Annotated in this window: 23 protein-coding genes; 8 read left to right on the plus strand and 15 right to left on the minus strand. The window is 64.8% G+C overall.

From position 1 onward, the window contains the following. Window positions 1–56: 56 nt before the first annotated feature. Complete coding sequence (locus tag NO347_RS14630) at window positions 57–881, plus strand: DUF8054 domain-containing protein (protein WP_484494534.1); 825 nt, start codon at window positions 57–59, stop codon at window positions 879–881. A 118-nt stretch (window positions 882–999) separates the two neighbouring features. On the opposite strand, the gene NO347_RS14635 is transcribed toward NO347_RS14630, so the two are convergent. The 3 genes from NO347_RS14635 to NO347_RS14645 all read right to left on the minus strand — a co-directional run bounded on the left by NO347_RS14635 (window position 1,000) and on the right by NO347_RS14645 (window position 3,399). Then, window positions 1,000–1,530 (minus strand): DUF7344 domain-containing protein, encoded by a 531-nt coding sequence (locus NO347_RS14635; protein WP_256290384.1) that lies wholly within the window; start codon window positions 1,528–1,530, stop codon window positions 1,000–1,002. 202 nt (window positions 1,531–1,732) lie between these two features. Continuing rightward, window positions 1,733–2,116 carry a DUF5658 family protein gene (locus NO347_RS14640; protein WP_256290385.1) on the minus strand — a complete coding sequence of 128 codons (384 nt, stop codon included), beginning with the start codon at window positions 2,114–2,116 and terminating at the stop codon, window positions 1,733–1,735. Continuing rightward, the gene (locus tag NO347_RS14645) at window positions 2,116–3,399 is read right to left on the minus strand and encodes an HAD hydrolase family protein (protein WP_256290386.1); all 1,284 of its coding nucleotides are present in this window, start codon (window positions 3,397–3,399) and stop codon (window positions 2,116–2,118) included. Before NO347_RS14645 ends, NO347_RS14640 begins: the two co-directional genes overlap by 1 nt. 137 nt (window positions 3,400–3,536) lie before the next feature. Between NO347_RS14645 and NO347_RS14650 the strand changes: the two genes are divergently transcribed. Beyond that, window positions 3,537–3,983 carry a DUF5799 family protein gene (locus NO347_RS14650; protein ID WP_256290387.1) on the plus strand — a complete coding sequence of 149 codons (447 nt, stop codon included), beginning with the start codon at window positions 3,537–3,539 and terminating at the stop codon, window positions 3,981–3,983. A gap of 85 nt (window positions 3,984–4,068) precedes the next feature. After that, window positions 4,069–5,589, plus strand: a complete 1,521-nt coding sequence (locus tag NO347_RS14655; protein ID WP_256290388.1) for an RtcB family protein — start codon at window positions 4,069–4,071, stop codon at window positions 5,587–5,589. Window positions 5,590–5,781: 192 nt separating this feature from the next. Here the strand turns inward: NO347_RS14655 and NO347_RS14660 are convergent, their stop codons facing one another. Further along, window positions 5,782–6,018, minus strand: a complete 237-nt coding sequence (locus NO347_RS14660) for a DUF7385 family protein (RefSeq protein ID WP_256290389.1) — start codon at window positions 6,016–6,018, stop codon at window positions 5,782–5,784. Between the two features lie 79 nt (window positions 6,019–6,097). Next, on the minus strand, window positions 6,098–6,811 hold the full coding sequence (locus NO347_RS14665) for a hydrogenase maturation nickel metallochaperone HypA (RefSeq protein WP_256290390.1): 714 nt from the start codon (window positions 6,809–6,811) through the stop codon (window positions 6,098–6,100). A gap of 694 nt (window positions 6,812–7,505) precedes the next feature. On the opposite strand from NO347_RS14665, the gene NO347_RS14670 reads away from it, so the two are divergent. Then, window positions 7,506–7,802 carry a PadR family transcriptional regulator gene (locus NO347_RS14670; protein WP_121570282.1) on the plus strand — a complete coding sequence of 99 codons (297 nt, stop codon included), beginning with the start codon at window positions 7,506–7,508 and terminating at the stop codon, window positions 7,800–7,802. Window positions 7,803–7,965: 163 nt separating this feature from the next. Here NO347_RS14670 and NO347_RS14675 read toward each other — a convergent pair whose 3' ends face one another. The 4 genes from NO347_RS14675 to NO347_RS14690 form a co-directional block, all read right to left on the minus strand. After that, window positions 7,966–9,306 carry an AI-2E family transporter gene (locus tag NO347_RS14675; RefSeq protein ID WP_256290391.1) on the minus strand — a complete coding sequence of 447 codons (1,341 nt, stop codon included), beginning with the start codon at window positions 9,304–9,306 and terminating at the stop codon, window positions 7,966–7,968. Window positions 9,307–9,420: 114 nt separating this feature from the next. Then, window positions 9,421–10,005: a hypothetical protein gene (locus NO347_RS14680; protein WP_256290393.1), complete on the minus strand. Its 585-nt coding sequence runs from the start codon at window positions 10,003–10,005 to the stop codon at window positions 9,421–9,423. Between the two features lie 174 nt (window positions 10,006–10,179). Then, window positions 10,180–11,160: a flap endonuclease-1 gene (gene fen, locus NO347_RS14685; protein ID WP_256290394.1), complete on the minus strand. Its 981-nt coding sequence runs from the start codon at window positions 11,158–11,160 to the stop codon at window positions 10,180–10,182. 63 nt (window positions 11,161–11,223) lie between these two features. Next, window positions 11,224–11,805 (minus strand): GNAT family N-acetyltransferase, encoded by a 582-nt coding sequence (locus tag NO347_RS14690; RefSeq protein WP_256290395.1) that lies wholly within the window; start codon window positions 11,803–11,805, stop codon window positions 11,224–11,226. 77 nt (window positions 11,806–11,882) lie between these two features. Here NO347_RS14690 and NO347_RS14695 point away from each other — a divergent pair, with 77 nt between their 5' ends. Together NO347_RS14695 and NO347_RS14700 are read left to right on the plus strand one after the other, a co-directional pair. Then, on the plus strand, window positions 11,883–12,476 hold the full coding sequence (locus NO347_RS14695; RefSeq protein WP_256290396.1) for a class I SAM-dependent methyltransferase: 594 nt from the start codon (window positions 11,883–11,885) through the stop codon (window positions 12,474–12,476). Between the two features lie 84 nt (window positions 12,477–12,560). Further along, entirely contained in the window at window positions 12,561–12,983 is a 423-nt protein-coding gene (locus tag NO347_RS14700; RefSeq protein WP_256290397.1) for a DUF3054 domain-containing protein, read from the plus strand. Between the two features lie 43 nt (window positions 12,984–13,026). On the opposite strand, the gene NO347_RS14705 is transcribed toward NO347_RS14700, so the two are convergent. Beyond that, window positions 13,027–14,358 (minus strand): MFS transporter, encoded by a 1,332-nt coding sequence (locus NO347_RS14705; protein ID WP_369335086.1) that lies wholly within the window; start codon window positions 14,356–14,358, stop codon window positions 13,027–13,029. 264 nt (window positions 14,359–14,622) lie between these two features. On the opposite strand from NO347_RS14705, the gene NO347_RS14710 reads away from it, so the two are divergent. Continuing rightward, on the plus strand, window positions 14,623–14,859 hold the full coding sequence (locus NO347_RS14710) for a DUF8015 family protein (RefSeq protein ID WP_256290398.1): 237 nt from the start codon (window positions 14,623–14,625) through the stop codon (window positions 14,857–14,859). A gap of 200 nt (window positions 14,860–15,059) precedes the next feature. Then, on the plus strand, window positions 15,060–16,058 hold the full coding sequence (locus NO347_RS14715) for an ornithine cyclodeaminase family protein (RefSeq protein WP_256290399.1): 999 nt from the start codon (window positions 15,060–15,062) through the stop codon (window positions 16,056–16,058). Window positions 16,059–16,078: 20 nt separating this feature from the next. On the opposite strand, the gene NO347_RS14720 is transcribed toward NO347_RS14715, so the two are convergent. The 5 genes from NO347_RS14720 to rqcH all read right to left on the minus strand — a co-directional run bounded on the left by NO347_RS14720 (window position 16,079) and on the right by rqcH (window position 22,135). Next, on the minus strand, window positions 16,079–17,146 hold the full coding sequence (locus tag NO347_RS14720; RefSeq protein ID WP_256290400.1) for an mRNA surveillance protein pelota: 1,068 nt from the start codon (window positions 17,144–17,146) through the stop codon (window positions 16,079–16,081). Window positions 17,147–17,180: 34 nt separating this feature from the next. Further along, window positions 17,181–17,876: a DUF4013 domain-containing protein gene (locus NO347_RS14725; protein ID WP_256290402.1), complete on the minus strand. Its 696-nt coding sequence runs from the start codon at window positions 17,874–17,876 to the stop codon at window positions 17,181–17,183. A gap of 166 nt (window positions 17,877–18,042) precedes the next feature. Beyond that, window positions 18,043–18,825, minus strand: coding sequence for a high-potential iron-sulfur protein (locus NO347_RS14730; RefSeq protein WP_256290404.1), 783 nt, complete (start codon window positions 18,823–18,825; stop codon window positions 18,043–18,045). A gap of 268 nt (window positions 18,826–19,093) precedes the next feature. Continuing rightward, a complete protein-coding gene (locus tag NO347_RS14735; protein WP_256290406.1) occupies window positions 19,094–19,807 on the minus strand; it encodes a DUF4013 domain-containing protein in 714 nt (237 codons plus the stop codon). 219 nt (window positions 19,808–20,026) lie between these two features. Continuing rightward, a complete protein-coding gene (gene rqcH, locus NO347_RS14740; RefSeq protein ID WP_256290408.1) occupies window positions 20,027–22,135 on the minus strand; it encodes a ribosome rescue protein RqcH in 2,109 nt (702 codons plus the stop codon). Between the last annotated feature and the right edge of the window lie 81 nt (window positions 22,136–22,216).

Raw genomic sequence — 22,216 nt, forward strand, 5'->3', positions numbered from 1 at the left:
CACTGCGTCGGTTAAGCGACGATTAGCTATGGTGACAGGAGGTCACCAGACGACCGATGAAAGCGATCGGAGAGACTCAGTTCAGGTGGCGGCAGCCGGAGTACACCGGGGCGAACCGGTGTCTCCCGTGCACAGTGGTCAATGTAGCAATCACGGGTATTCTGGCGACCGGACTCGCCTCGGTCCGCCTCTCGCTCGGGATCGCGCTGCTCGTCGTCGGGGTCGCAGCGATCTACTTCCGCGGGTATCTGATCCCCGGAACGCCGACGCTGACCAAGCGCTATCTCCCAGATTCGGTGCTGGGGCTGTTCGACGCCCACGAGGCTCCGGTTCCGCTCGGCGCAGGGGAACAGGACCCGGCCGACATCGAGCGGTTTCTGGTCGACCTCGACGTCCTCGAACGGTGCCAGGGGGGCGAAGATCTGTGCCTGACGCCGGAGTTCCGGAGGTCGTGGGACACGCAGATAGAACGCCGGCTGGCTGACGATAACGCACTCGGCGATCAGTTGCTGTTCGAGGGCCTCGGCGTCGACCGGGACGCGATAGAGACGAAGCGGCAGCCGAACGCGTTCGTCGCGGTCGCCGATTCGGTGACGATCGGGCGGTGGGAGTCCGAATCCGCCTACTGCGCGGACGTCGCGGCCGACGCCGTGCTCCACGCGCGGTCGGCAGCGTGGGAAGAACTCGACTACGAAACCCGACTGGAAGTGCTCGGCGCGCTCCGACTGTGGCTCGATCAGTGTCCCGACTGCGATGGCGCAGTCACCCTGGACGAGGAGACGGTCGAGTCGTGTTGTCGCTCCTTCGAGGTCGTCGCCGCGACGTGTGACGACTGCGGGACGCGCCTGTTCGAGGCGCAACTGTCACCGAACGCTCTCTGAACTGACGGGCTCGGCACCGACACGAGAACGGGACGCTTCTCCGGCGCACTTCGATTCCGAGGAGGCGACTATCGGAACGTCTCGTATCTTCTCGTGATCGTCGATCCGCAAGGAGCGCTCACGAGAGCTGATTCAGATACAGCCAGCGACGCGACCACAGTTGATAGAGCGTCGAGCCGGCGATGATCGCGAGAAACACGCTGGCGAAAATGAGCGGGTCGACCGCGGAGACGAGCGGTACCTCGGTGAGCGACAGGACGACGAGAAAGAGCGAGACCGTGCCGAGCGCCCGATAGTACGTCGCCCACGTCACGCCGTACTTCGTGACGACCTCCATATACACGTCGACTGCGCGGGCGCTGTCTTTGAGTCGGATCGTCTTTCGGTCCCGGTCGTAGTCGACGACGCCGGCGTCGTCGAGCTTCGGGAGGTGATTCTGGTGCAGCGAGATGTAGACGCTGTCGCGGATGTTCCGCGGCGGCGGCGACTCCTCAGTCTCCAGTTCGGCGATGTCTTCGGCGAGATCACGAAGCATCACCTCGCGCCCGTGTTCCTGCAAGCACTTGATCGTGTGTCGCCGTCGGTCGTTCCGGAGGAGGTCGTGGATGTCCGTCTCCGAAAGCCCCGTCTGCATCGATCGGATACTCATATGACAGGTCTAACTACGTGTCAACGAGGTAATCATATAGTAATCAACCCGATTAACATCGTGCAGGAATGCTCAATGAGTCGTTAATCGGGGGGTTCACGGGTTACACGACACCGCAGAGAGTTGAATCACTATTGCGACCCCACTCCGCGTCGATAAGACGCTATTTTTCGCGGCTGTCGTGAGTTAGTGAGTGCTCCACTCACCCGATCAACAGTCGGACGTTGTAGACCATCGTGAACGTGCCGACGAGCGAGAGAACCACCGGTGGGAGGTACGCGAAGAACTCGTCGCCGTCGGCCGCCGCGACCAGCGAGATGGCGAGTATGATGCCGAACACGGCGTACTTCAACAGCGCGAGTCCGTAGATGCCGAACGCGTCGACGCTGAGCCTGACCAACGCGTTGGCCTCGCGAAGATCCGGGCTGTGTTCGATGATCGCGATCGTGGTGACGATGTCGCCGACACCGTAGGTCGCGAGCGCGAGCACCCACAGGCGAACGAAGTTGGACGACTCGGCCAGGCCGCCGTCGGGCGCGAGGTACTTTTGCGCACCGCGTAAGCGCTTCATCGCGTCGGACGCCATCACCACTCGTCCAGGCGGTTCAGTACCGAGACGATTCGCAACACGGACCCGGCATCGCCCGGGTCGTAGACCAGTTCGTCCGTCGAGCGGACGTGATCGAGCACCGACTCGGAGGCGTGTTTCGGGGCCGCTGCGATCCCGGCGTCGGCGTCTGCGGCCCACTCCATCACCCGCAGGTCGGACTTGCTGTCGCCCATCATCAACACGAACGGGTCGTCGATGCCGAGGACGTCCAGCGCACCGCGAACGCCGGTCGGTTTGTCGAGGTCGAGCGAGCCGATCTCGGCCGCGTCGGCGTGGTAGTAGGCGACGTCGATCCGATCGAAGCGAGCCTGCACGTCCGCGGGGATGTCGTCGACCTCGCGTGTCGACGTCGCGTCCTCGCTGTCGAGCACGTCGGCGATCTCGGGGTCGGAGGCGGCGTAGTACGCCCGTGCCCAGTCCGCAGAGCGCCCCGGCCCCTCGCTGTCGCCCGTCCGCGACTCGATACCGACGTCGCTGATGCCCTCGACGGCCTCGACGACTGCCCGTCCGAGCAGGTCGACAAGATAGACGAGGCCTTCGTCGATGACGGCTTCGGCGGCGTCGCTGCCGACGTCGAAGTTCGGCTTCAGCGTCACGTTGAACTCGTTGCCCTGGAGGTGGACCGAGCGGCGGAGTTCTTCCGGGGCGGCCGTCAACACGCGCGAGCGCACGAGCGAGAAGACCTCACGCACCTCTTCTTCGAGCGTCTCGTAGAGGAGTCGCTTCGTGTCCGAGCCGTGACCGGGCGTGAACACGCCGGTGCCCGCCTCGTAGACGATGCTGAACGACCCCGAGTGAACCAACTCGGTTCCGAGCCCCTGAATCATAAATCCCTTGACGTTCTCGAGCGTCTGCCCCGTGCAGATGATTATCGGGAGTCCCGTCTCGTGGAGTTCGGTGAGGAGATGCAGCGTCTCGCGGGGGATCTCGTTGTCCGTGCGGCCGGCCGAACGGAGCGTCTCGTCGACGTCGAGTACGAGCGCGTTGACCGGGCGACCGTACTTCGAGTAGAGGTCCAGCGCCGTGAACGTCTGTTCGCGCGTGGCTCGCGCCGCGATGTCGGCGAGCGTCTCACCGGCGGCGAACGACTCGGCAATCTCGCGTTTGCGCGCCTCCAGGTCGTCGCTCGCATCCTGCCAGTATTCGAGGGCGACGCGGGAGTCGACGGGTGGAAAGAGATCGACGAAGTTCTGGAGATCGCGGAGCGTATCCGTCTCGTACTCCTGGTAGAGTCGATAGAGGAGATCGTACCGGTCCATACGTAGTCCCCGTCCTCCGATGGTAAAAGCACACCTGCCGAGGCGGTAACCGGAGCCAAACCGAGTTCGAGGCGGGTCCACAACCAGTCGTTCCGGTGAGGGAAACGCTCAAACCAGCGACCGCCGTACACCGGGGTATGGCAGACTGGACCGACAGCATCGTCGGCGATCGGATGACTGTCGACAGGGAGTTCAACGATCGGGTCGAGAGTTCGCGGTTTACGAGCCAGGAGTGGGGCCTCATTATGACGGCGACCGAGTTCGACATCGAGCACGCCGACGATCCCGACCGGGCACGGATCGTCGCCGACACGGAGAAGCTTCCGCAGATTATGCCCGAACTGGAGAACGTCCGTTCCCAGATGGCGCAAATGGGTGGCGCCCCGAGCGAGGAGAAGTCGAGCAGCGGCGGCCTGATGGACTCTCTCAAGGGCGCGCTCGGTCTCGGCAACGGCAGTAGCGGGACCGACCAAGAACGAGTCGATGCCGCCGAGCGGTTGACGCAGGCCTACGCCGACGCGCTCCAGAAGCACTTGGAGTCGAAGAACAAGTGGGAGCAGGTGCGAAACGCGTACCTGGAGTAGGCGGTCAAGCGGTCGGTGCGGTCGTCGGTAGTCGAAGCGGGCATCGAGGAGAACGCTTTCCTCACAGGCTATCGTTGGTTGGAGTATGACCGACGATAGCGACGACGTTCGCGAGTTCGACGGGATTCGTCTCGAACGCGTCCGCGAACACGTATGGGAGATTCCGCGGGAAGACGAGATGCGCGTTCCGGCGCGGGTGCTCGCGAGTGAAGCGTTGCTCGAACAGATCAGCGACGACAAGACGCTCCAGCAACTCCGCAACGCGACGCACTTGCCGGGTATCGCCGAACGGGCCGTCTGTATGCCCGATGGGCACCAGGGCTACGGTTTCCCCGTCGGCGGCGTCGGCGCGACCGACGTCGAAACCGGTTGTATCTCACCGGGGTCGATCGGCTACGACATCAACTGCGGCGTCAGGATGATGCGCACGAACCTGACGTACGACGACCTCCGCGGGCACGAGGAGGAACTCGTCAGCGCCCTCTTTTCGAACATCCCCTCTGGACTCGGTGGCGGCGGCGTCGTCGAATCTGATATAGAGACGATGGAGCAGATTCTCGACCGTGGCGTCGACTGGGCGCTCGAACACGGCTACGCCGTCGAAGACGACCTCACCCACTGCGAGGACGAGGGGATGCGCCCCGACGCCGATCCGAGCGCCGTCTCACAGAAGGCCAAAGACCGCGGGAAAAACCAGATCGGGAGCCTCGGCTCAGGAAATCACTTCCTCGAAGTCCAACGCGTGACCGACGTCTATCGATCGGACGTCGCCGCGGAGTTCGGCCTCGAAGAGGACCAGGTGGTCGTCCTCATCCACTGTGGCTCTCGGGGACTCGGTCACCAGATCTGTTCGGACTACCTCCGGAAGATCGAACAGGAACACGGCGACCTGCTCGCAGAGCTCCCGGACAAAGAGCTGGCAGCGGCGCCCGCAGGCTCAGACCTCGCCGAGGAGTACTACGGCGCGATGTGTGCGGCCATCAACTTCGCGTGGGTGAACCGACAACTGATAATGCACCGGACGCGACGCGTCTTCGAGCGCATTTTCGACCGCGACTGGGAGGAGATGGAGATGGAACTCCTCTACGACGTCGCCCACAACATCGGCAAGAAGGAGGTCCACGAGGTCGCCGTCGACGCCGACGGCCACCCGACCAACCCCGAGGACGCGGTCGACCGGGCCGAGCGTGAGCTCTACGTCCACCGGAAAGGCGCGACTCGCGCGTTCCCGGCCGGGCGGCCCGAGATCCCGTCGGCGTACCGTGACGTCGGCCAGCCGATCATCATCCCCGGGAGTATGGGTTCAGGATCGTACGTCCTCCGCGGCGGCGAGCACTCGATGGAGCTCTCGTTCGGGTCGACCGCACACGGCGCTGGGCGGACGATGAGCCGAACGCAGGCGAAAAGCGAGTTCTGGGGCGAGACCGTCCAAGAGGAGCTGCGCGACCAGCAGAAGATCTACGTGAAAGCGCAGTCGGGCGCGACTGTCGCCGAGGAAGCCCCGGGCGTCTACAAGGACGTCGACGAGGTGGTTCGCGTCTCAGACGAACTCGGCATCGGCGACAAGGTCGCACGGACGTTCCCGGTCTGTAACATCAAGGGCTGATTTCCCACGGGACCAGCAGGCGCTCTGTGTGACGAGAGGGCGAGCAGGTGGCGCCTCCGACGACTACGACCCCGCGACGGCGCGCCACACACCCGCCGTGACCGTCACGGTCTGCGTTCAGACCACGCGGGTGCTGGCCCCGGTATCGTATAAAAAGCCTCGCGCGAGCCGGGAGTGGTCGGTGTCGCGGCACTACTCGCTGTGTGTGCAGACGACGAGCCGGTCGTCTTCGCGGGCGACGCACAGCCGTTCGGAGCCGGCGAGGCCGAACGAGTGCGTTCGGCGTTCGGTCAGCAGCAGTCGCGTGAAGGGCTCCCCGCAGGCCGGGCACTCCACGCCGTCCCGATTTTCGTACAGCGTCACGTCGCCGTCCTCTCGGAGGAGTTTCATTCGATGCCGGACGGCGTGCTGGTCGAAGCGATCAGCCATCAGCGGGAGAAGTGCCTGCGGGCGATAAAGTCGTTGCCGTCGCGCGGTCGAGGTCGTGCGGTCGGTGTTGCGCCCCTCTTCAGCCGAGTCGAGAGAGGCGGTCCTGAGCCGTCGTCAGCGCCATCTCGTCGTCGTCGACGAGATACGAGACGAGGTCGCGCGCCGCTCGAACGAGGAGTTCGGACTCCTCGGCTGGGACGTCGCCGTAGACCGCGTCGACGCGCTTGACGTGCGTCGCGAGCGTCTCTCGGACCTGTCGTGCGGCCGGGTCCGGATTGTCGTCGAGCCACGTCCCGAGGTCCGAACAGAAGGCGTCGAGTACCTCGGCGTACGCGAGGCCGCGCGCGTCGGTCATCGACGCCGGAACCGACGACGGATCGGGGCGCTGGCCGTCGTCGGCGCCACGGAGGAGTTCGAGGACGTACCACTGCATCTCGTCGTCCGGGTCCCGAGTCCGTCCGAAGATGTCGACCGCGTGTAGCAGTTCCGCGGCGGCGAGGACCGTGTCGTCGACCGACTGGAGCTCGCCGGCGCGGACGAAGCCGCGCTGACGGACGTAATCACGGAGAGTCGTTTTCAACTCCGAGGCGATATCGTCGATATCGGTCGCGTCGTCGAGTTCGGCGCGGGGCGCGGAGAGGTCCAACTCGACCGCGCTGTCAGTGTGTCGCTCTCGGTCACCGGTCCCGACGCTCCGCATACTCCCACAGTCCGGGCAGTTCACCTGGCCCGTATCGAAGTACGACCACTCCCGCCCGCAGTCTTTGCAGCGGCGGCGGCCACGGATTCGCATACCGGCCTTTCTCCGGCGAGCGAGAAAAGCGCGTCGCGATGGCGATGCCGACTCCGCGCTGTGACAGATTCACGAAACAAAACCGCAGGACAGGCGCGGGATGCGACGCCGAAACACAATCGGTAAAACGGCGATGTCAGCTGTGAGCGGCCGGGATACGTCGGCTCTCGACGAGCGCGAGGGGGAACGAATTCCCGTCGTAGCCGACATATTTATGTGCAGCAGTCGGTTACAATCGGGTGACGCTTCGTCTGGAGGGCCGAAGCGTCAGCGGGGACCAATTCAGGGCGGCAAGCATCCGCGTGCTTTTCACGCGGCTTGCTTCCTTTTCCGACCAGTATCGAAGAGAAACGCCTCTGTCACTCGCCTGTATAGAGGTTGATCACGCAGCGAGCAGTGTCGCCTCCTGTGGTCGGGCGTCGACGACGAGCGAAATCCGTGGTGGATGGAATCGTAAGATATCTGTAACGGTTGTCGGACGCGATCGGGCCGCGAATGGAGTCCGCTACCGGGCGTGTGATAATAATTAATCAGACATATTAGGACCCTGATCAGGTAGTGGTAAGCGTAACGATATGTTTAGGAAAGCTCATCGATACGTATCGAGTTTTCGGCCCGTGATCGGCACTCCCAAGCGCACAGTGGGTCGATATGTTTATTTTGGAGAACACTAATATACAAGTAGAATCCACCGATGTACGACCTGACAGGATTTCAGCGCGACCTGCTGTACGTGATCGCCGGACTCGACGAACCCCACGGGCTCGCGATCAAAGAAGAACTCGAAGAGTACTACGAGAAGGAGATCCATCACGGCCGGCTCTATCCGAACCTCGACACGCTCGTCGAGAAAGGACTCGTCGACAAAGGGCAGCGTGATCGCCGTACGAACTACTACACGCTCACCCGCCGCGGCCGCCGCGAGATCGCGGCACGCAAAGACTGGGAGAGCACGTACATCAACGTCTCCTTCGAAGGCATCGACGACTGATACTGTCGGACAGCAGTTCGTGAATCACGTTGGCACCCACGGGGTGTCGTTACGCTCCACATCGTTCTGTCCGACAGTATGAAACGGCGCGAGGTGGCTGCTACGTCGTCGGCCCGTAATCGTCGATCCGGGCAGTAAGCCACCTCGCGCCCAGGATGGTACCTCACTCTGTGGTCGGCTCTTCGTCTCGTGATTCTGCCAGTTCCGCTCCGAACTCGAACTCGCCAGTAGCGTCGCCGCCGTCCCGGTCGCCGCGTGAGGAGCCGCCTGCCGTCTCCGTGCCACCGTCCGTCTCCGGGGAGTCATCTGCCGGCCCATCGGCTGAGTCGTCGGATTCGGCTTTCGGCCCGTCGGCGACGACGTCGGGATTCGCCGCTGGTACCTGTGTCGATCCCCGCGGCGTCACCACACCCGGATCGACCGTGTACGGAACGAGCGGCTCCCGGGCGATCAGCACCGGCAGCACGTGGCGGGCGAAGTTCACGATGAGCACGAGCACGATCGGCCCCAGGAAGATGCCGTACCAGCCGAACAGCAACGGGCCGAGCGTGTAGGCGATCATCACCGCGCCGACGTGGAGGTTGCGGCCGGAGACGTACGGGCGAAGCACGAGATCCGGAATTGTATCGACGATGACGAACGAGACGGCGACGAAAACGGCCGTGAACCACAGCGTCGTCGGATCGAAGAGATACGACGTAACGCCGAGATAGATCGCGACGGGGGCGTAGACGAGTTTCATCCCGACGACGGGGACGAGACTCGCGACGCCAGCGAGCAGGCCGATGAGGGCCGCCGCGGGAATCGCGACCCCAGGCGGAGCCACGAGATTCAGGATCGAGTACGCGATGACGCCGATCGTCCCCGTGAGGACGGCGTTGAGGATGTTTCCGAAGAAGATGTTCGTGAAGTCGCGGTCGGCGCCGCCGAGGAACGCCTCCATCACACCGCGGTCGTCGGCAATTCGCGAGTTGAGCCAGCGCGAGAGCTTCGCGTCGTCTCTGAGCAGGTAGAACGCCAGTGCGATCATCGCGAACAGATGCACGAGGCCGACGCCGACGAACGCGAGAACGTTGCTCGCAGAGCCGATCGAGGAGACGACCTGCTGGACCTGCGCGAACGTCAGCGACGCTGGATCGAAGGTGAGGAGCTGCTCGAAGTCGGTCAACCGTTCGAGCTGATCGGCCGAGATCGGATACTGCGAGAGGTCGAAGACGCCCTGGTTCGTGAGTCGAACCAGTTCGCTGACGGCGACTGCTCCCGTGTACGTGATGAGCGCGAGCGCGGGCAACGCCAACACGAAGAGCGCGATCGCGGCCGCGAGGCTGGGCGGTCGGATCCGCTTTTTGATCCGCCGGTAGATCGGCCGAGTGGCGTAATAGAGGAAGAGGCCGAAGACGAACGTCCCGATAAAGGAGTAGACGATGTACGCGAGCGCCGCTCCGAGGGCGAGTCCCACCACCCACCACGAGAGTCGCGAACGACCCATCTCGAGAACGGACATACCGAACGAGGGACCGCGACGGGACAAAAAGCTACCGCGCAAATCGACGGTGTCGTACGATCGAGTGCCCGAAGACGTGCGAACGCGACAGGACGCGGCGCGAACGGACGAGAATCACGCTCGGTCTCCGGTCGTATTCGCGGTCGAAGCGGGTGTCGCCTCGGCTGCGCCTGCCGCTGTCGATCCGACGTTGCAGGCGAGCGCCGTCGAGACAACGCGTGCGCGGATGCTGCTGTCGGGGCGGACGGCGACGTGCGTCGCCGAGTCGTTGCAGTCGACGAAATCTCGGCGAATGCCAAGCGTGCGATCAGTATCCGTCGGCGGCGCCACGTCGAGGACGTAGTCGGTCGGGCGATACACCTCGACGAGCAGCGAGCCGTAGGCCGGGAACGTGGGCGCGGCGTCGAGAACGGACGCGTCGGCGTCGACGTCCCGGAGGCGGATGCCGATCGACCGGCGCTCGGAGTCGTCGTTCCAGACCACGACGCGGTGGTGGTGGTCCTCGGAGGGATCACCGACGCGACGGGTCTCAAACGGGTCGCCAGCGTCGAACTCCGAGATGGTTCCGTAGCCACTCGGAGGCAGCGATTCGGGCGTCTGCGACCTCGTGGCGGGGTCGGATCCCGTCGGAGAGAGACACCCCGACAGACAGCCGAACGCGAGGGTGGAGGCGAGCGAGAGGAGGCGGCGGCGACGCATTGTCACTACAGATGATTGACGGTATCATACCAGTTGGGATAGGTGGAACGCTCGTTTGAGTTACCGGCTAGCGGTGGGGACGGCCGTCACAGGTCCGCTGTCTCCCGGTTTACGCTCCCGGTTTACGTCCTCGGTTCACTGCCGTCCGGTTCACGCTCCCGACACGCTCGCCGCTCAGGTCCACTCGTCGAGGCCGGTCTGGACGAGCGAGGACTCGATGCGCTCGAAGCCGCGTGCGACCTCGTCGGCGGCGACCTCCCACTCCTCGGTGACGTACGCACGCGCGGCCTCGATATCGGGCGAGAGGTCGGTATCGAACGCGTAATCGTCCGTGACAGGCGGGTCGAGAAAGAGGTCTCTGACGCGGTCGGCGTTCTCGATGTACGCCCCGCGGGCGTCGAGCACCGCCCAGAGGTCGCCGTGCTCGCGGATGTCCGACAGCGCCGTCTTCGGCCCGACGCCGGAGATGCCCTCGTTGAAGTCCGTGCCACAGAGGATCGCGACGTCGACGAGTTGTTCGCGGGCGATCTCGTGTTTGGAAAGCGTCGCTTCGAGGTCCATCAGTTCCGGATTCCCCTTCGAGGTGAGTTGTCGGAGCGTGTACGGCGCACCGAACAGCAGCGTGTCGTAGTCCTCGCTGCCGACGTAGTCGGCGTCGCCGCGAAGTGCCATATGCGACGCCTGAGCCTCCCCCTCCGCGGGTGCCTCGACGACCGGAACGTCCAAGAGTTCGAGGAGTTCACGCGTCGTCTCGTGGATGACGTCCGTGAGGCGCTGGGTCCGCGCTTCGAGGCGGGCGGCGGCGACGTCGTCGCCGCGCTCTTCGGCGGCCGCCTTCTGTTCCTCGGCTTTCTCGCGAGCGGCGCGTCGCTCGGCGACTTCGTCGTCTTTCAGTTCCGTCACGCCGCCGTCGAAGACGAACACCGGCACGAGGTCGTGTTCGAAGAACTTCGGCAATCCCTGCACGAGGCCGATCAGGTTCGCCACCTCCTCGCCCGCGTCTGTGGTGTACGCCTCCTCGCGCGTGAACTTGACCGTCGTCGTCAGATACCGATACAGCCAGTTGTGCGCGTCGACGGCGACGACGCTCCCGGCCACCTCGTCGAAGTCGACCTCCGAAAGCACCGCCAGACTCCGCAGATCTGCGTTACCCATTGCCTGGAATTCGACCGCACGGCAGTTTAATCGTCCGGGTCCGAGCCGGCTTCTGGAACGCGATCAGGACTGGCGGTGCGCAGGGAGGACCGCGGGCGGGGCAGCGCCGACGCGGTCGGCCAGAAACGACGCTTCCGGCTCTCCGAGGCCGCGCTCGCGGTATCGGTCGAGTCCGTCCTGGTACGTCCCCGCATCCGCCGTCGCGAGCACGTCTTCGGACGCGTCGGCCGGCCGTTCGAGAACGAGTTCGGCGAGGCCCGTTTCCCGGCCGGTCCACTCGAACCCGGCTTTGTACATCGCCTCGTAAGCGAATGGGTTGTTGACGGCGATCCGCAGTCGATCGTAGCCCCGTTCGGCAGCGCGTGGGGCGACGAAGACCGCGAGTCGGGGGCCGAGGCCCTCGCCCTTCGCGTCCGAGCGGACGGTGACGTAGCGGTACCAGAGCGTGTCCGACTCGGTCCGGTCGGCGTTGAACGCGAGCGCGGCCAGTACGTCGGTGTCGAACTCCTCGCTGTCACTGCTTCCATCCCGGACGACCGCCTTGCCCGTGTTCGACATCACGAACTTCCCGGCGTAGGCGAACCGTCTGTAATCGAGCCTGAGCGTCGGCCCGTCAGACGGCCAGCCCAGCACGACGTACTCCATCGTGGAGGGAGACGGAGGGCACAGAAAAGAGTGCGGCGGTCCGACAGTTCCTTTCCCGCCGCTGCCGTAGCGAGTCTATGTCCTCTCGTTTCGGACCCGGCGATGTCCGATTTTTCGACCGTGTCGCTCGACTCTACGACGTCGCGATGCCGCCGGCGCGGGTGGGTCGATTGCGCGACGCCTTCGCCTTCGCCGACCGGCCGATCGACCGCGTGATCGACCTGGCGGGCGGGACCGGCCGGGCCTCGCGGGGGCTCGCTAGCGTGGGAATCGATCCGGTCGTCGTCGACGTCTCCGCCGGGATGCTCGCGCGCGCTCGGGCCGCGGGCCACGAGGCCGTCCGCGGCGACGCCGGCGACCTACCGATCGCCGACGACGCGGTCGACGCCGCGGTCGTCGTGGACGCGCTACATCATCTCCCGGACCCGATGGCAGGGCTCGCCGAAGCAGCGCGCGTCATCCGTCCCGGCGGCGTGCTCGTCGTCCAGGAGTTCCATCCGCGAGGGGTCCGCGGCCGTGCGCTCGTCGCCGCCGAGGAACTCGTCGGCTTCGATCCGACGTTCTGGACGCCCGAGGAACTCTGCGAGGCGCTGTCGGAAGCGGGATTCGAGGCGCGGATCGTCCGCGAGGGGTTCGGATACGTCGTCGTCGGCCGCGTCCCCCGGGAGTAAGTCGGGACGACAGTCGGGATTCGACTGGATCTGCCACGAGATGGAATCCGAGAGAGCCATTAGGGAGCGTCCAAATCGACGAGTATGGCATCATCCGAGGAGTCGTTCCTCGCACGACGCATCGACGCCGAGGCCTTTCCCCTCGCAGTCGTCGACGTGTTGGCGCTCTCGGCCGTCCTCACGATCGGCGTGATCAACCACAACGGCGTCGAGTATCTCTCGACGGCCCCCGTCGCGTGGCTGTTGACGCTCGTCCCGTTCCTCGTCGGCTGGGCGGTCGCGAGCCCGCTCATCGGCGCGTACTCCGCCGGCGCAGCCGAGTCGGCGAAAGCAGCGATCCCGCTCGCGATCCGGGCGTGGATTCCGGCAGCGGTCATCGGCTTCGTGCTCCGTGCCTCGCCGCTGTTTTCGGGCGGCTTCCAGGTCTCGTTCGGCGTCGTCGTGCTCCTCGTCGGCGGCGTCGCACTGATCGCGGGTCGCTGGCTGTTCTTCGCCCTACTCCGGTAATTGCCGGAAGTTCTTTTTGTCGAACGTCGTCGCCACGTCGCTGTTATCGGCCGCGCCGGGCGAGCACGACGCCGATTCCCGAGCCGACGGCAGCGAATCCTGCGAGCGTCGCAAACAGCGCTGTCGGGGTCGCATAGGTCAGAATCGCGCCGGCGACAGTACCGCCGAGCGCGCCGACGCCGAACACGCCGAGGTACGTGAAGCCGTACGAGAGGCCGCGCGTGCCGGCCGGCGAGTACTCCGCAACGGTCGCCTGGTAGAACGGCTGGACGAGAAAGAGCGCACAGCCGAGGATCGCACCGACGGCCAAGAGTGGTGCGAGCCCCGCGTTCGCGGCGGGAAGGAACACGACCGCGAGGACGGCTAGCAAGCCGAAACCGCCCGCCAATCCGTATTCGACCGGCATCCGATCGGTGAGTTTGCCGCCGAGATACTGGCCGAAGACGCCGACGATCAGCAGTCCAGAGTAGAAGTACCGCTCAGGATTGAGTGAGCGTCCCGATCCGGGGGGAATGCCCAGGGCGTCGGTGAGGAACGGCGGGAGTAGCGACGTCAGTGGGATTGGTGCGAACGCCGGGAAGGATTCGAGAAGGTTCGGGAGGAAGGTGAGGACGCCGCGGTAGTAGAGTCCCGACGCCATCACGACGACGAAGACGAGCGCGAACGCCCCTGCGAAGAGCCGCCGCGTCTCGGAGGCGAACTCCGTGAACGAGGCGACGCCGCCTTCGGTTCTGCTGTCGCCGTCGGATCCCCCTCCACCGTCGGGGGCCGTGGTATCAGATGCGACGGCCGCAGTCTCGTCGAACCGCGCACGGATCGCGTACGCGCCGGCGACGAGCGCCGGCACGGCGAGAACGACGGCGACGATCGTCCAGTCCACGAACAGGAGGAGAATCGCCGTCAGCAATGGTCCCAAGCCGGTTCCGACGTTCCCGGCGATTCCGTGGTAGGCGAACCCCGTGCCGCGCTCTTCGACGCCTTTCGAGAGGAGCGTCAGGCCCGCCGGGTGGTAGACGCTCGCGGCCGCGCCCCACAGGAGCAGCGCGAGCGTGACCACGAGGAGGTTCGGCGCGACGCCGAGGAGGACGAACGAGCCAGCCATCCCGAACAGACAGAGCGTGATGAGTCGCCGCGAGCCGATTCGATCGACAAGCACGCCCCCCGGAAGCGCGCCCACGCCGAAGAGACCGTATCCCGCGGTCACGACCAGTCCCAGCGTGGCCGCCGTCACCTCGAACTCGGCGACGCCGAGCGAGAGCACGTCGAACTCCGTGAGCCAGATCGAGACGAAGATCGGGATCGAAAGCTCGTAGGTGTGGACCATCCCGTGGGCGAGCATCACCAACGCGACGATCGACCGATCGTTCGAGTTCACGTCGTACGTTCCGGGGACCGGTTAGTTCAACGCTCCGGTGTGGGACACGCTGCATCGGTTAGTGTGTTGCTGTGTCACACTAAGACACAGGCAAAAAACGTACGAATCGTACAATCCGGCGACCCCATTATTTTGGTTCTGAGTGCCTCTGCGTCGTGACTTGCCTTCATAACTTATGTGAAACCATCCAAACAGCGACGACAAATATATCAGTTAGAGATGGGAAACAATTATATTCCCTACTTCCGTAGTATATATTGTATTATGACAGGGTACTACGACTACGTTCTCGGACTCATTCCACTCGCACTGTTCGGCCTGACCGGCGGCCTTGTGCAGACCAGCCTCTCTCTCACCCAAGCAGTGCCCATCGCGGCCGCCGTCGCGGCAGGAATCATCGGACACGCACTCTTCGTCCGCGCGCCGGTTTCCACCGGTGCCCGATCCAGTTTCGACGGGACCGACACCCGAAAGAACGTTCGGCTGCAGAACGCCGACTGAACGTTCAGAGGGATTCTCGTAACTGTCCGGATATACTCGCCGTGCCGTCCGGCGAGAAATCTACGAGGGCTTACGATACTCCCTCTCAGTTCCCTGTCGCATCGCCGTTTCTTGTACGATACGTCCCGCGTATTCGTTTCTGAATCCCGCACCTCACAGTTTCCCGCACGTTCTTACCGCTGGCCGTCGAACGCGGTCGTATGACTGAGACGCTGTTTCTGGAAAGTTCGGACGTCGACGGCCTCGCGACGCCCGCGGAGTTCGTCGACGCCGTCCGCGACGCGTACCGACAGCGCGGCGAGGGGGCTCCCGCCGAACCGCGAACGAAACTCGGCAACGCCGATCCACCGGGCTTTCTCACGACGTATGCGGCGATCCTCCCGGACACCGGCGCGATGGGCGGCTATATGTACACCGCCGGCTTCGGAGCCGAGGACGCGTGGTTCACGACGCCGATCTTCGATTCGGAGTCCGGCGAACCGCTCGCGCTGCTCGACGGCGCGAGTATGAATCCCTTCAAGACCGGTGCGACAGGCGCCGTCGCGGCCGACGAACTGGCACGCGAGGACGCCAGCTCCGCGGCGATCATCGGCAGCGGCGCACAGGCGCGCGGCCAACTCCGTGCGCTGGCGACGGTCCGCGATCTGGAGACCGTCTGGGTCTACTCGCCGACGAAAGAGCACCGCGAAGCGTTCGCCGGCGAGATGGACCGCCGACTCGACGGCAGCGTCGCCGCCGTCGCCTCGGCCGCCGCGGCCATCGAGGGCGCCGACATCGTGGTGACTGCGACGAACGCCAGCGGACCGGTCTTCGACGGCGACGCGCTCGAAGAGGGGACCCACGTCACCGCGATGGGTCAGTACAACCCCGAGAAGCGCGAACTCGACGCCGCGACCATCGAGCGCGCGAAGTACGTGCCCGACCTCCGCGACCGCGCGTTCCAGGACGCCGGCTCGTTCCTCCACGCACTCGAGGAAGGCGTCGTCGACGAGGACCACGTCCACGCCGAGCTGGGCGACGTCGTCGCCGGCAACGCCCCCGGCCGGGAGTCCGACGAGGAGATCACCGTCTTCGACAGCGGCGGAACCGGTATCGAGACGGTCGCCGGCGCGTACCTGCTCTACGAGAAGGCGACGGAGGCCGGCCTGGGAGAGACGATCGACTTCGCGCCCGGCAGCCAGGCGCTCACTGGCGAATAAGTCGGAGGCAAAGCGACACGTTACTGCAGCCGATAGCGCAGCAGCGCCGCGATGCCGCCCAGATTCCGGAGTTGCTGTCCGGGGTCGAACTCGCCGGAGAAGACGGTGACCTCGCCGCCCTGCCGTTCGACCGACTGGATGACGTCGTTGACGTCGACGTCCCAGTCGCCGTCGCCCTGCCGTTCCTGTCGGAGGCGGTCGTCGACGACGAGCAGTTCTTCGACGGCGCCGAACTCTGCGGCCTCGGCGACCTCGTCGATCCCGTAGGCGACTTTCTCGCCGGTCGCGATGCCTTCCATCAGATCGTCGAGGAGTTCGGCCTCCTTCGAGATCCGGGTCTGCGTCTGGACTTCGTCGACGGCGCCGCGTTTCAGCACCTCGTGGACGCCGCGGTCGCCGACGCCCGCCGTGTCGACGACGGTGAGCAGGTCGGCGACGTCGGGGTGGTTCTCCTCGATGTAATCCCGTGCGTCCTGCTTCGTGAAGCCCGGACCGGCGAGGATGATCGCGTCGACGTCCATCCGCGAGAGCGCCTTCCCCAGCTCGGCGAACAGCTCCGAGCGCGGGCGGGCGTACTCGCCCTTGCCGGTCGGCGCGGTGAACGAGAAGCGCTCTTCGGTGCCGTACTGTGCGACCGTGTGAATGTGTGCTTCGCCTTCCTCGACGGTCGCGATGGCGACGTCGGCGTTCTCGGCGGCCTCTTCGGCCTCCTCGATCCGTTCGACCTGGTCCGGCTTGAAGTGCTTCTCGATCGTGATCTCGTCGTGTTCCTCGACGTTGAGCGTGTGGTGGTGCCCGAGCTGGTCCTCGCGCGAGCAGTCGACGATCTCGCCGCCGACTCGAAGACGGTTCGCGAAGCGCGCGAACTCGACGTCGTCGACTTCGATCGTCACGAACAGATGCTCGCGCTGGCCGCCCGTGTCCCGGAGGTTCTCGTCGTCGCGCTGAATACGGCGCGTGGTGTCGCCGGAGACGAGATCGCCGGATTCGAGGACGTGCGAGAGGTGCCACAGGTCGTCGACGTTCTCGGGGACGAGCGTCATCCGCTCGCGCCCCTCCTCGCCGCGGCCGCGGCTCGAAATTCGCATATCCCCGATTTCGGACGCGGGGAGAAAGATCCTGCTATAGCGACCCGCGCTGGGCGTCCGCCAGTCCGTCGGCGAACCCGCGACCGAACAGGTAGTACGTCACGACCTGCACGTAGAAGAGGGCGAAAATCCCGACGACGACGATACCCAACAGGCTCGCGATAGTCCCGAGCACGAGCCCGACGACGACGGCGAGCACCCACGCGATCAGGTAATCGGAGGTCGTCGCCGCCGCGAGCACCGTCGAGACGTCGAAGGCGGCCGCCATCGAGTCCTCGCGGGCGAAGTTCGCGAACATCGCCGGCGCGACGTAGCCGAGCAGCAGCGCGAACGCGACGAAGGCGAAGAACGCGACGACGGTCAAGAGCCCGCCGAGTCCGCCGAGACCGCCGTCCGATCCGGTTCCGACTACGGGGCCGGCGCCGGACCCGATCGCGGAGCCGAATCCCGTGACGATCCCGACGACGAACATCGCCACGACGACGACGAGCGAGACGGCGATGTTGACGCCGATCAGTTTCAGGCCGTCGACGAACAGGTCGCCCCACTCGTCGAAGGCCGGCGGGGTGGCGTCTCCGCGGGTCGTGCCGCGCAACACGCGAACGTAGTACCCCTGAAGGAGCGGAATCGGGAGAACGAGCACCGAGAGGACGCTCAACAGTCCCCCGATGAGTATCGTGCGAAGCCAGTCGTCGCTATCGAGCGGATAGTGGAGGGCATCCGACAGCATCGACTCGGAGGAATCAGTGGAGAAAGGTAAGTTTAGGGAATCGTCGGCCTCGTCGAGACTTTCAGAGCGTGACCAGACCCCCACGCTAGCGCCGTGAGCCCAGACCGATTCAGTGCTTTCTGTCAGGGACCGATAGGCCGAGTGGAGTTCTCCACTCTGGATGGCTCTATTCCAGTTCTTCGCTGACAGCTTCCCAGGCCGCACACCAGTCCTCGACAGCGATGTACCCTTCAACCGCTGCGCACGCGCCCCATCCGTCGCCGTTCTTGTCAGGAATGAACTCCGCACAGTTACCACAGGACATCCCAGGCTGGGCTACGCCGTCGGCGATTTTCTCGACGGACTCGCCAAAGCTCACGTTCGCCTGGGCGAGGAGTTCGTCTGGGTCGCGCTCTTCTCCGGCCTGGGAGATCGCCGTCCGGTATTCGGTAGGGACCTCGGCCGTCGCGAGTTCGTCCTCGCTCATCCCTTCGGGAACCTCGGGTTCCGGTAGCTCCTCCCAGATGGTACACCAATCAGCGCCACCGATATAGCCCTCGACCGCGGCACAGGCACCGAACCCGTCGCCGTTCCTGTCAGCGATATATTCACTGCAATTCGCGCAGCACCGCCCGGGTTGGTGGGCCGCGTTCTCTAGCGCCTCGTCGTACTCCGAGAACTGGACGTCGACCTTGATCTGGAGTTCGTCCGGAGTGCGCGTTTCACCGCCGATCGAGTCCGCCGTCCGATACTCCTGAGGCACCGGGCCGTGCTCGAACTCGTCCGCCGAGACGCCCTCGGGGAGCTCTTCGTCCGTATCAGTCTCCCGATCCCCGTCCTCGCCATCTGCCGGTTCGGTTGGAGATGACTCTTGTTCGGGCGTGCCCGCACAGCCAGCGGCACCAACAATCGCTGAGCTTCCTGCCAGCTGTAAAAACCGTCTCCGTGACTCTGATTGACGCCCTCTCATAATGTGTATTATTAATCATCCAAGTGGTAAAGCAACGAGGGTTGGTATCTCAGGTAGTATATTAAAATAAACTAATTTATGGTGATTGATTGGACAATCACAACTAGTCGGGGGAGCCTGAGTCGGTCCGACGGGGCGGAAGAAGTTCGCACCCAAGATACTGCAGCACTCCCGAAAACGACCGCCGGCTGCGGGTTTCAAGAGCAGATCCGTAGCGAAAGTCAGAACGCGGTGTGAGAGCCGACGTTGGGTGTCGAAGTTCCGGCTCTCAGACGGCCGCTTGCTCGTCGAGGGAGTCGCTCTCGCGCATCTCGACGTCGCGGATCTCGCCCCACGCCTGGCCGATGAGGTAGTACGCAGAGACCGCGGCGTAGAACCCGAGGAATCCGCCCGCGAGAAGCCCGAGTAGCGGAATCACGTTCAGCGCGCCAGCGACGAGGCTGGCCGCGATGATGAGCGCGAAGCCGTACACCCACGCGGTCGCGTACGTGCCCGATGTCAGCACGGGACGGAGTTCACTGATCGAGAACGCGGATCCGAGTTGATCGGTCTGCGCGAGGTTCGAGATCGCCGCCGGGACGACGTACGCCGCCAGCAGGCTCAACACGAGCGCGAGTAGGCTTCCCAGGAGAATCCCTGCCATTCCGAGGCCGACGAGGCCCGCAGAGTCGGATCCGCCGCCCACGACGAACGAGAAGATCCCGCCGCCGACGACGACCGCCGCGATGATCCCGGGGATCAGCCCGTAGACGAAGACGACGACGAACGCCTTGAGCCCGTCAGTGAACAGGTCACCCCACTCGTCGAACACTGGCGGCTGTTCCTCGCCGTGCATCGTCCCGCGGACGACCCGTACCAGATATCCGAGGACCAGAAGCGTCGGGACGATCAGGACGCCCAGCAGACTGAGGATCCCCCCGATGAGGACAGTCGTAACCCAATTCTCGTCGTTTCTGAGGTACTGCAGTGAGTCTTGTATCATAATGATCACCGAGCGTGGCTGTATGCTGCGCCGTGACCGTCGACGGGCGTCCCGTCGCGGCTGTGACGCAGAACAGCCGATTTACTCCAAGCGTACAGTACGATGTCATCAAAGATAAATATAGACCACGTACGGAGAGTACGCGCGGCTTACCCCCGAGGCCGGTGATAACAACGGTCACAGGGCGGATTCGGGACTGCCTGCCGTACGAAAATCGCGCTACTCGACGAGTTCGCTCCCGCCGGGGGGCAGGAACTCCTGGATCTTGTCCGGGGTCGCGACCTTTCGGAGGAACTTCTGGTCGGTGAAGCGTTCGCGGAACTCCCGGTAGAGCATCTTCGCGGCGTCGTTCTGGGCGTAGCGACCGGGCCGGACGCGAATCGACGTCTCGACCTGCTCTTCGATCGCCGACGGCGGGCCGCCGAGGACCTGGGTGACGCCCTCACACTGGATGCCGATCGCGACCTCGGCAGCGACGTCTCTGAAGTACGTCCGGTCGCCGCGGATGACGAACGAGCCCTTCTCGATGTACTCGCCGGACTCGGGCGTCTTCGAGACCTGATCGGGCGTGACCATATACGCCTCACCGGCGTAGCGGCCCTCCTTCCAGATCGACGAGTACGAGACCGCGAACTGGGCGGCCTCCTGTTTCGTCGATTCCGGGAACTCGACCGCCTCGGATGGCTCCGAGGGCCCGGTCGCCTTCACGACCGTCACCGGGCCACCGTGGGCCTGCGTGTGGAAGAACAGGTCGTGTTTGTTCAGATACTTCGTGACGATCTCCTCGTTCTGGTCGGCGTTGCGGCCGCCGATGACGAGAAAGCCGTCGGAGGTGTGGAACCACCGGAAGCGCTCGTACCACTGCTCGGAGGTGCGGATCGGGATCGACTCCATCTCGAGCCAGTCGCGGTCTTCGGGTTCGGTTTCCTCCTCGGCTTCGTCTTCGTCCTGGTCGTCGGCTTCCCACTCCTCGCGCCGTTGTTTCACGGCTTCGAGTTCCTCGCGGGTGTTCTCGATCGCGGCGAGTGCGCCCTCTTTCTTCTCTTCGACGCGCTTGGCTTCGGTGTAGAGCCGGTCGGCGTTCTTCTCGACGCCGGTGTCCACGTTGACCTCCACCTCGGTGTCGTCGAGTTGGATCGTGACCGTTCCCTCGGCGCCGTCGACGTCGACGACCGCTTCGGCCGCGGGGATCCCCTGCTCGGCTCCCGCCGCGAGCGTCTCGCGGATCTCGTCCCAGGGGACGCTGTTCTCGCGAGCCTCACGGACGGTCGAGAGCACCTCGTCGACGAGGTCGTAGTTCGCATACAGCAACTCGGCGCGACGGCGCTCGGCGTCGGCCTGCTCTTCGAACCCCTCGATCGCGCCCTCCTGCTGGTCGATGATCCGCTTTTTCTTCTCGATCTCCGCCTCGAAGTCCGGGCGCTCGCGACCCGTCTCCTCCGGCTCGTCGTCCTCCAGTTCGAGCCGGTAGAAGTACTCGTCGAGCGCGTCGTTGAAGGTGTCGTACGCCTCGCTGTCGAGTCCCTTGCGCTCGTGTTCCTCGAGCGGGAACGGCGTCGCGTCGACGACCGCGCCGTCGTCATCCGTGTAGACGCGGGGGTCGAAGTCGCCCGAGCGGAGTCGCGTCCGGAGGTCCTCGATCGCGTCGTGGAGCGCGCGGTACTCGTCGTCACCGGCCTCCTCGATCGGGATCGTCTTTTCGACGCCCGCGCGGGTACAGAGTTCCTCGGCGTAGAGGCCGCCGAGGTTCAACTGCGTCGCGAGCGTCCGCACCACGTCGGTATCGGAGTCCTCCATCCGCCGGGCGAGCGCGTCGTAACTGACCGTGAGCGGATTGAGGCGCGAGGAGGGGAACTCGTACTGCGAGCCGGGGGCGACCGTGCGTGATTTGAGCCTGACCGTCTCGAGGCTCTGGACGACTTCGCCCGTCTCGTCGAGGACGGCGACGTTGCCCTGGCCGAACAGTTCGACGACGATGCGCGTGTTCTCGTCGCCGCGCTCGAACTCGAAGACGAGGATGCGGTCGAACTCGAACTGCTCGACGCCCGCGAAGTCGGCGCCCGACAGTCGGTTCCGCAGCATCATCGCGAAGTTCGGCGGTCGTCCGGGTGCGTCGGGGACGCGTTCGGGGTCTGCGACGTGTGCCCGCTTGACGTCGCCGACTTCGAGGATGAGTTCCACCCGGCCGCGGTCGAAATCGCGCATCCGGAAGCGGAGCAGGTCGTCGCCGTAGAGGTAGGCCTTGTCGACCTTCGCTCCCTCGTACCGGTTCAGTTCGGTGACGAGGGCGGCCAGGTCGACGCTCGTGAGCTCCCGCTTCGGGTCCATACCCCTGCGTTCTCGCGGGGGAAGGAAAAGGCGCACGCTCCGAGCGCCGACGGTGAAGCGATTCGCGCATCGGAGAATCGG

The sequence above is a fragment of the Halobellus inordinatus genome, from assembly GCF_024464655.1.
Classification (GTDB): Archaea; Halobacteriota; Halobacteria; order Halobacteriales; family Haloferacaceae; genus Haloquadratum; species Haloquadratum inordinatus.

Excerpts from the sequence above, each read along its gene's own strand:
- NO347_RS14630 (WP_484494534.1), top strand. The coding sequence starts at position 57 with ATGAAAGCGATCGGAGAGACTCAGTTCAGGTGGCGGCAGCCGGAGTAC.
- NO347_RS14635 (WP_256290384.1), bottom strand. The coding sequence starts at position 1,530 with ATGAGTATCCGATCGATGCAGACGGGGCTTTCGGAGACGGACATCCAC.
- NO347_RS14640 (WP_256290385.1), bottom strand. The coding sequence starts at position 2,116 with ATGGCGTCCGACGCGATGAAGCGCTTACGCGGTGCGCAAAAGTACCTC.
- NO347_RS14645 (WP_256290386.1), bottom strand. The coding sequence starts at position 3,399 with ATGGACCGGTACGATCTCCTCTATCGACTCTACCAGGAGTACGAGACG.
- NO347_RS14650 (WP_256290387.1), top strand. The coding sequence starts at position 3,537 with ATGGCAGACTGGACCGACAGCATCGTCGGCGATCGGATGACTGTCGAC.
- NO347_RS14655 (WP_256290388.1), top strand. The coding sequence starts at position 4,069 with ATGACCGACGATAGCGACGACGTTCGCGAGTTCGACGGGATTCGTCTC.
- NO347_RS14660 (WP_256290389.1), bottom strand. The coding sequence starts at position 6,018 with ATGGCTGATCGCTTCGACCAGCACGCCGTCCGGCATCGAATGAAACTC.
- NO347_RS14665 (WP_256290390.1), bottom strand. The coding sequence starts at position 6,811 with ATGCGAATCCGTGGCCGCCGCCGCTGCAAAGACTGCGGGCGGGAGTGG.
- NO347_RS14670 (WP_121570282.1), top strand. The coding sequence starts at position 7,506 with ATGTACGACCTGACAGGATTTCAGCGCGACCTGCTGTACGTGATCGCC.
- NO347_RS14675 (WP_256290391.1), bottom strand. The coding sequence starts at position 9,306 with ATGTCCGTTCTCGAGATGGGTCGTTCGCGACTCTCGTGGTGGGTGGTG.
- NO347_RS14680 (WP_256290393.1), bottom strand. The coding sequence starts at position 10,005 with ATGCGTCGCCGCCGCCTCCTCTCGCTCGCCTCCACCCTCGCGTTCGGC.
- fen (WP_256290394.1), bottom strand. The coding sequence starts at position 11,160 with ATGGGTAACGCAGATCTGCGGAGTCTGGCGGTGCTTTCGGAGGTCGAC.
- NO347_RS14690 (WP_256290395.1), bottom strand. The coding sequence starts at position 11,805 with ATGGAGTACGTCGTGCTGGGCTGGCCGTCTGACGGGCCGACGCTCAGG.
- NO347_RS14695 (WP_256290396.1), top strand. The coding sequence starts at position 11,883 with ATGTCCTCTCGTTTCGGACCCGGCGATGTCCGATTTTTCGACCGTGTC.
- NO347_RS14700 (WP_256290397.1), top strand. The coding sequence starts at position 12,561 with ATGGCATCATCCGAGGAGTCGTTCCTCGCACGACGCATCGACGCCGAG.
- NO347_RS14710 (WP_256290398.1), top strand. The coding sequence starts at position 14,623 with ATGACAGGGTACTACGACTACGTTCTCGGACTCATTCCACTCGCACTG.
- NO347_RS14715 (WP_256290399.1), top strand. The coding sequence starts at position 15,060 with ATGACTGAGACGCTGTTTCTGGAAAGTTCGGACGTCGACGGCCTCGCG.
- NO347_RS14720 (WP_256290400.1), bottom strand. The coding sequence starts at position 17,146 with ATGCGAATTTCGAGCCGCGGCCGCGGCGAGGAGGGGCGCGAGCGGATG.
- NO347_RS14725 (WP_256290402.1), bottom strand. The coding sequence starts at position 17,876 with ATGCTGTCGGATGCCCTCCACTATCCGCTCGATAGCGACGACTGGCTT.
- NO347_RS14730 (WP_256290404.1), bottom strand. The coding sequence starts at position 18,825 with ATGAGAGGGCGTCAATCAGAGTCACGGAGACGGTTTTTACAGCTGGCA.
- NO347_RS14735 (WP_256290406.1), bottom strand. The coding sequence starts at position 19,807 with ATGATACAAGACTCACTGCAGTACCTCAGAAACGACGAGAATTGGGTT.
- rqcH (WP_256290408.1), bottom strand. The coding sequence starts at position 22,135 with ATGGACCCGAAGCGGGAGCTCACGAGCGTCGACCTGGCCGCCCTCGTC.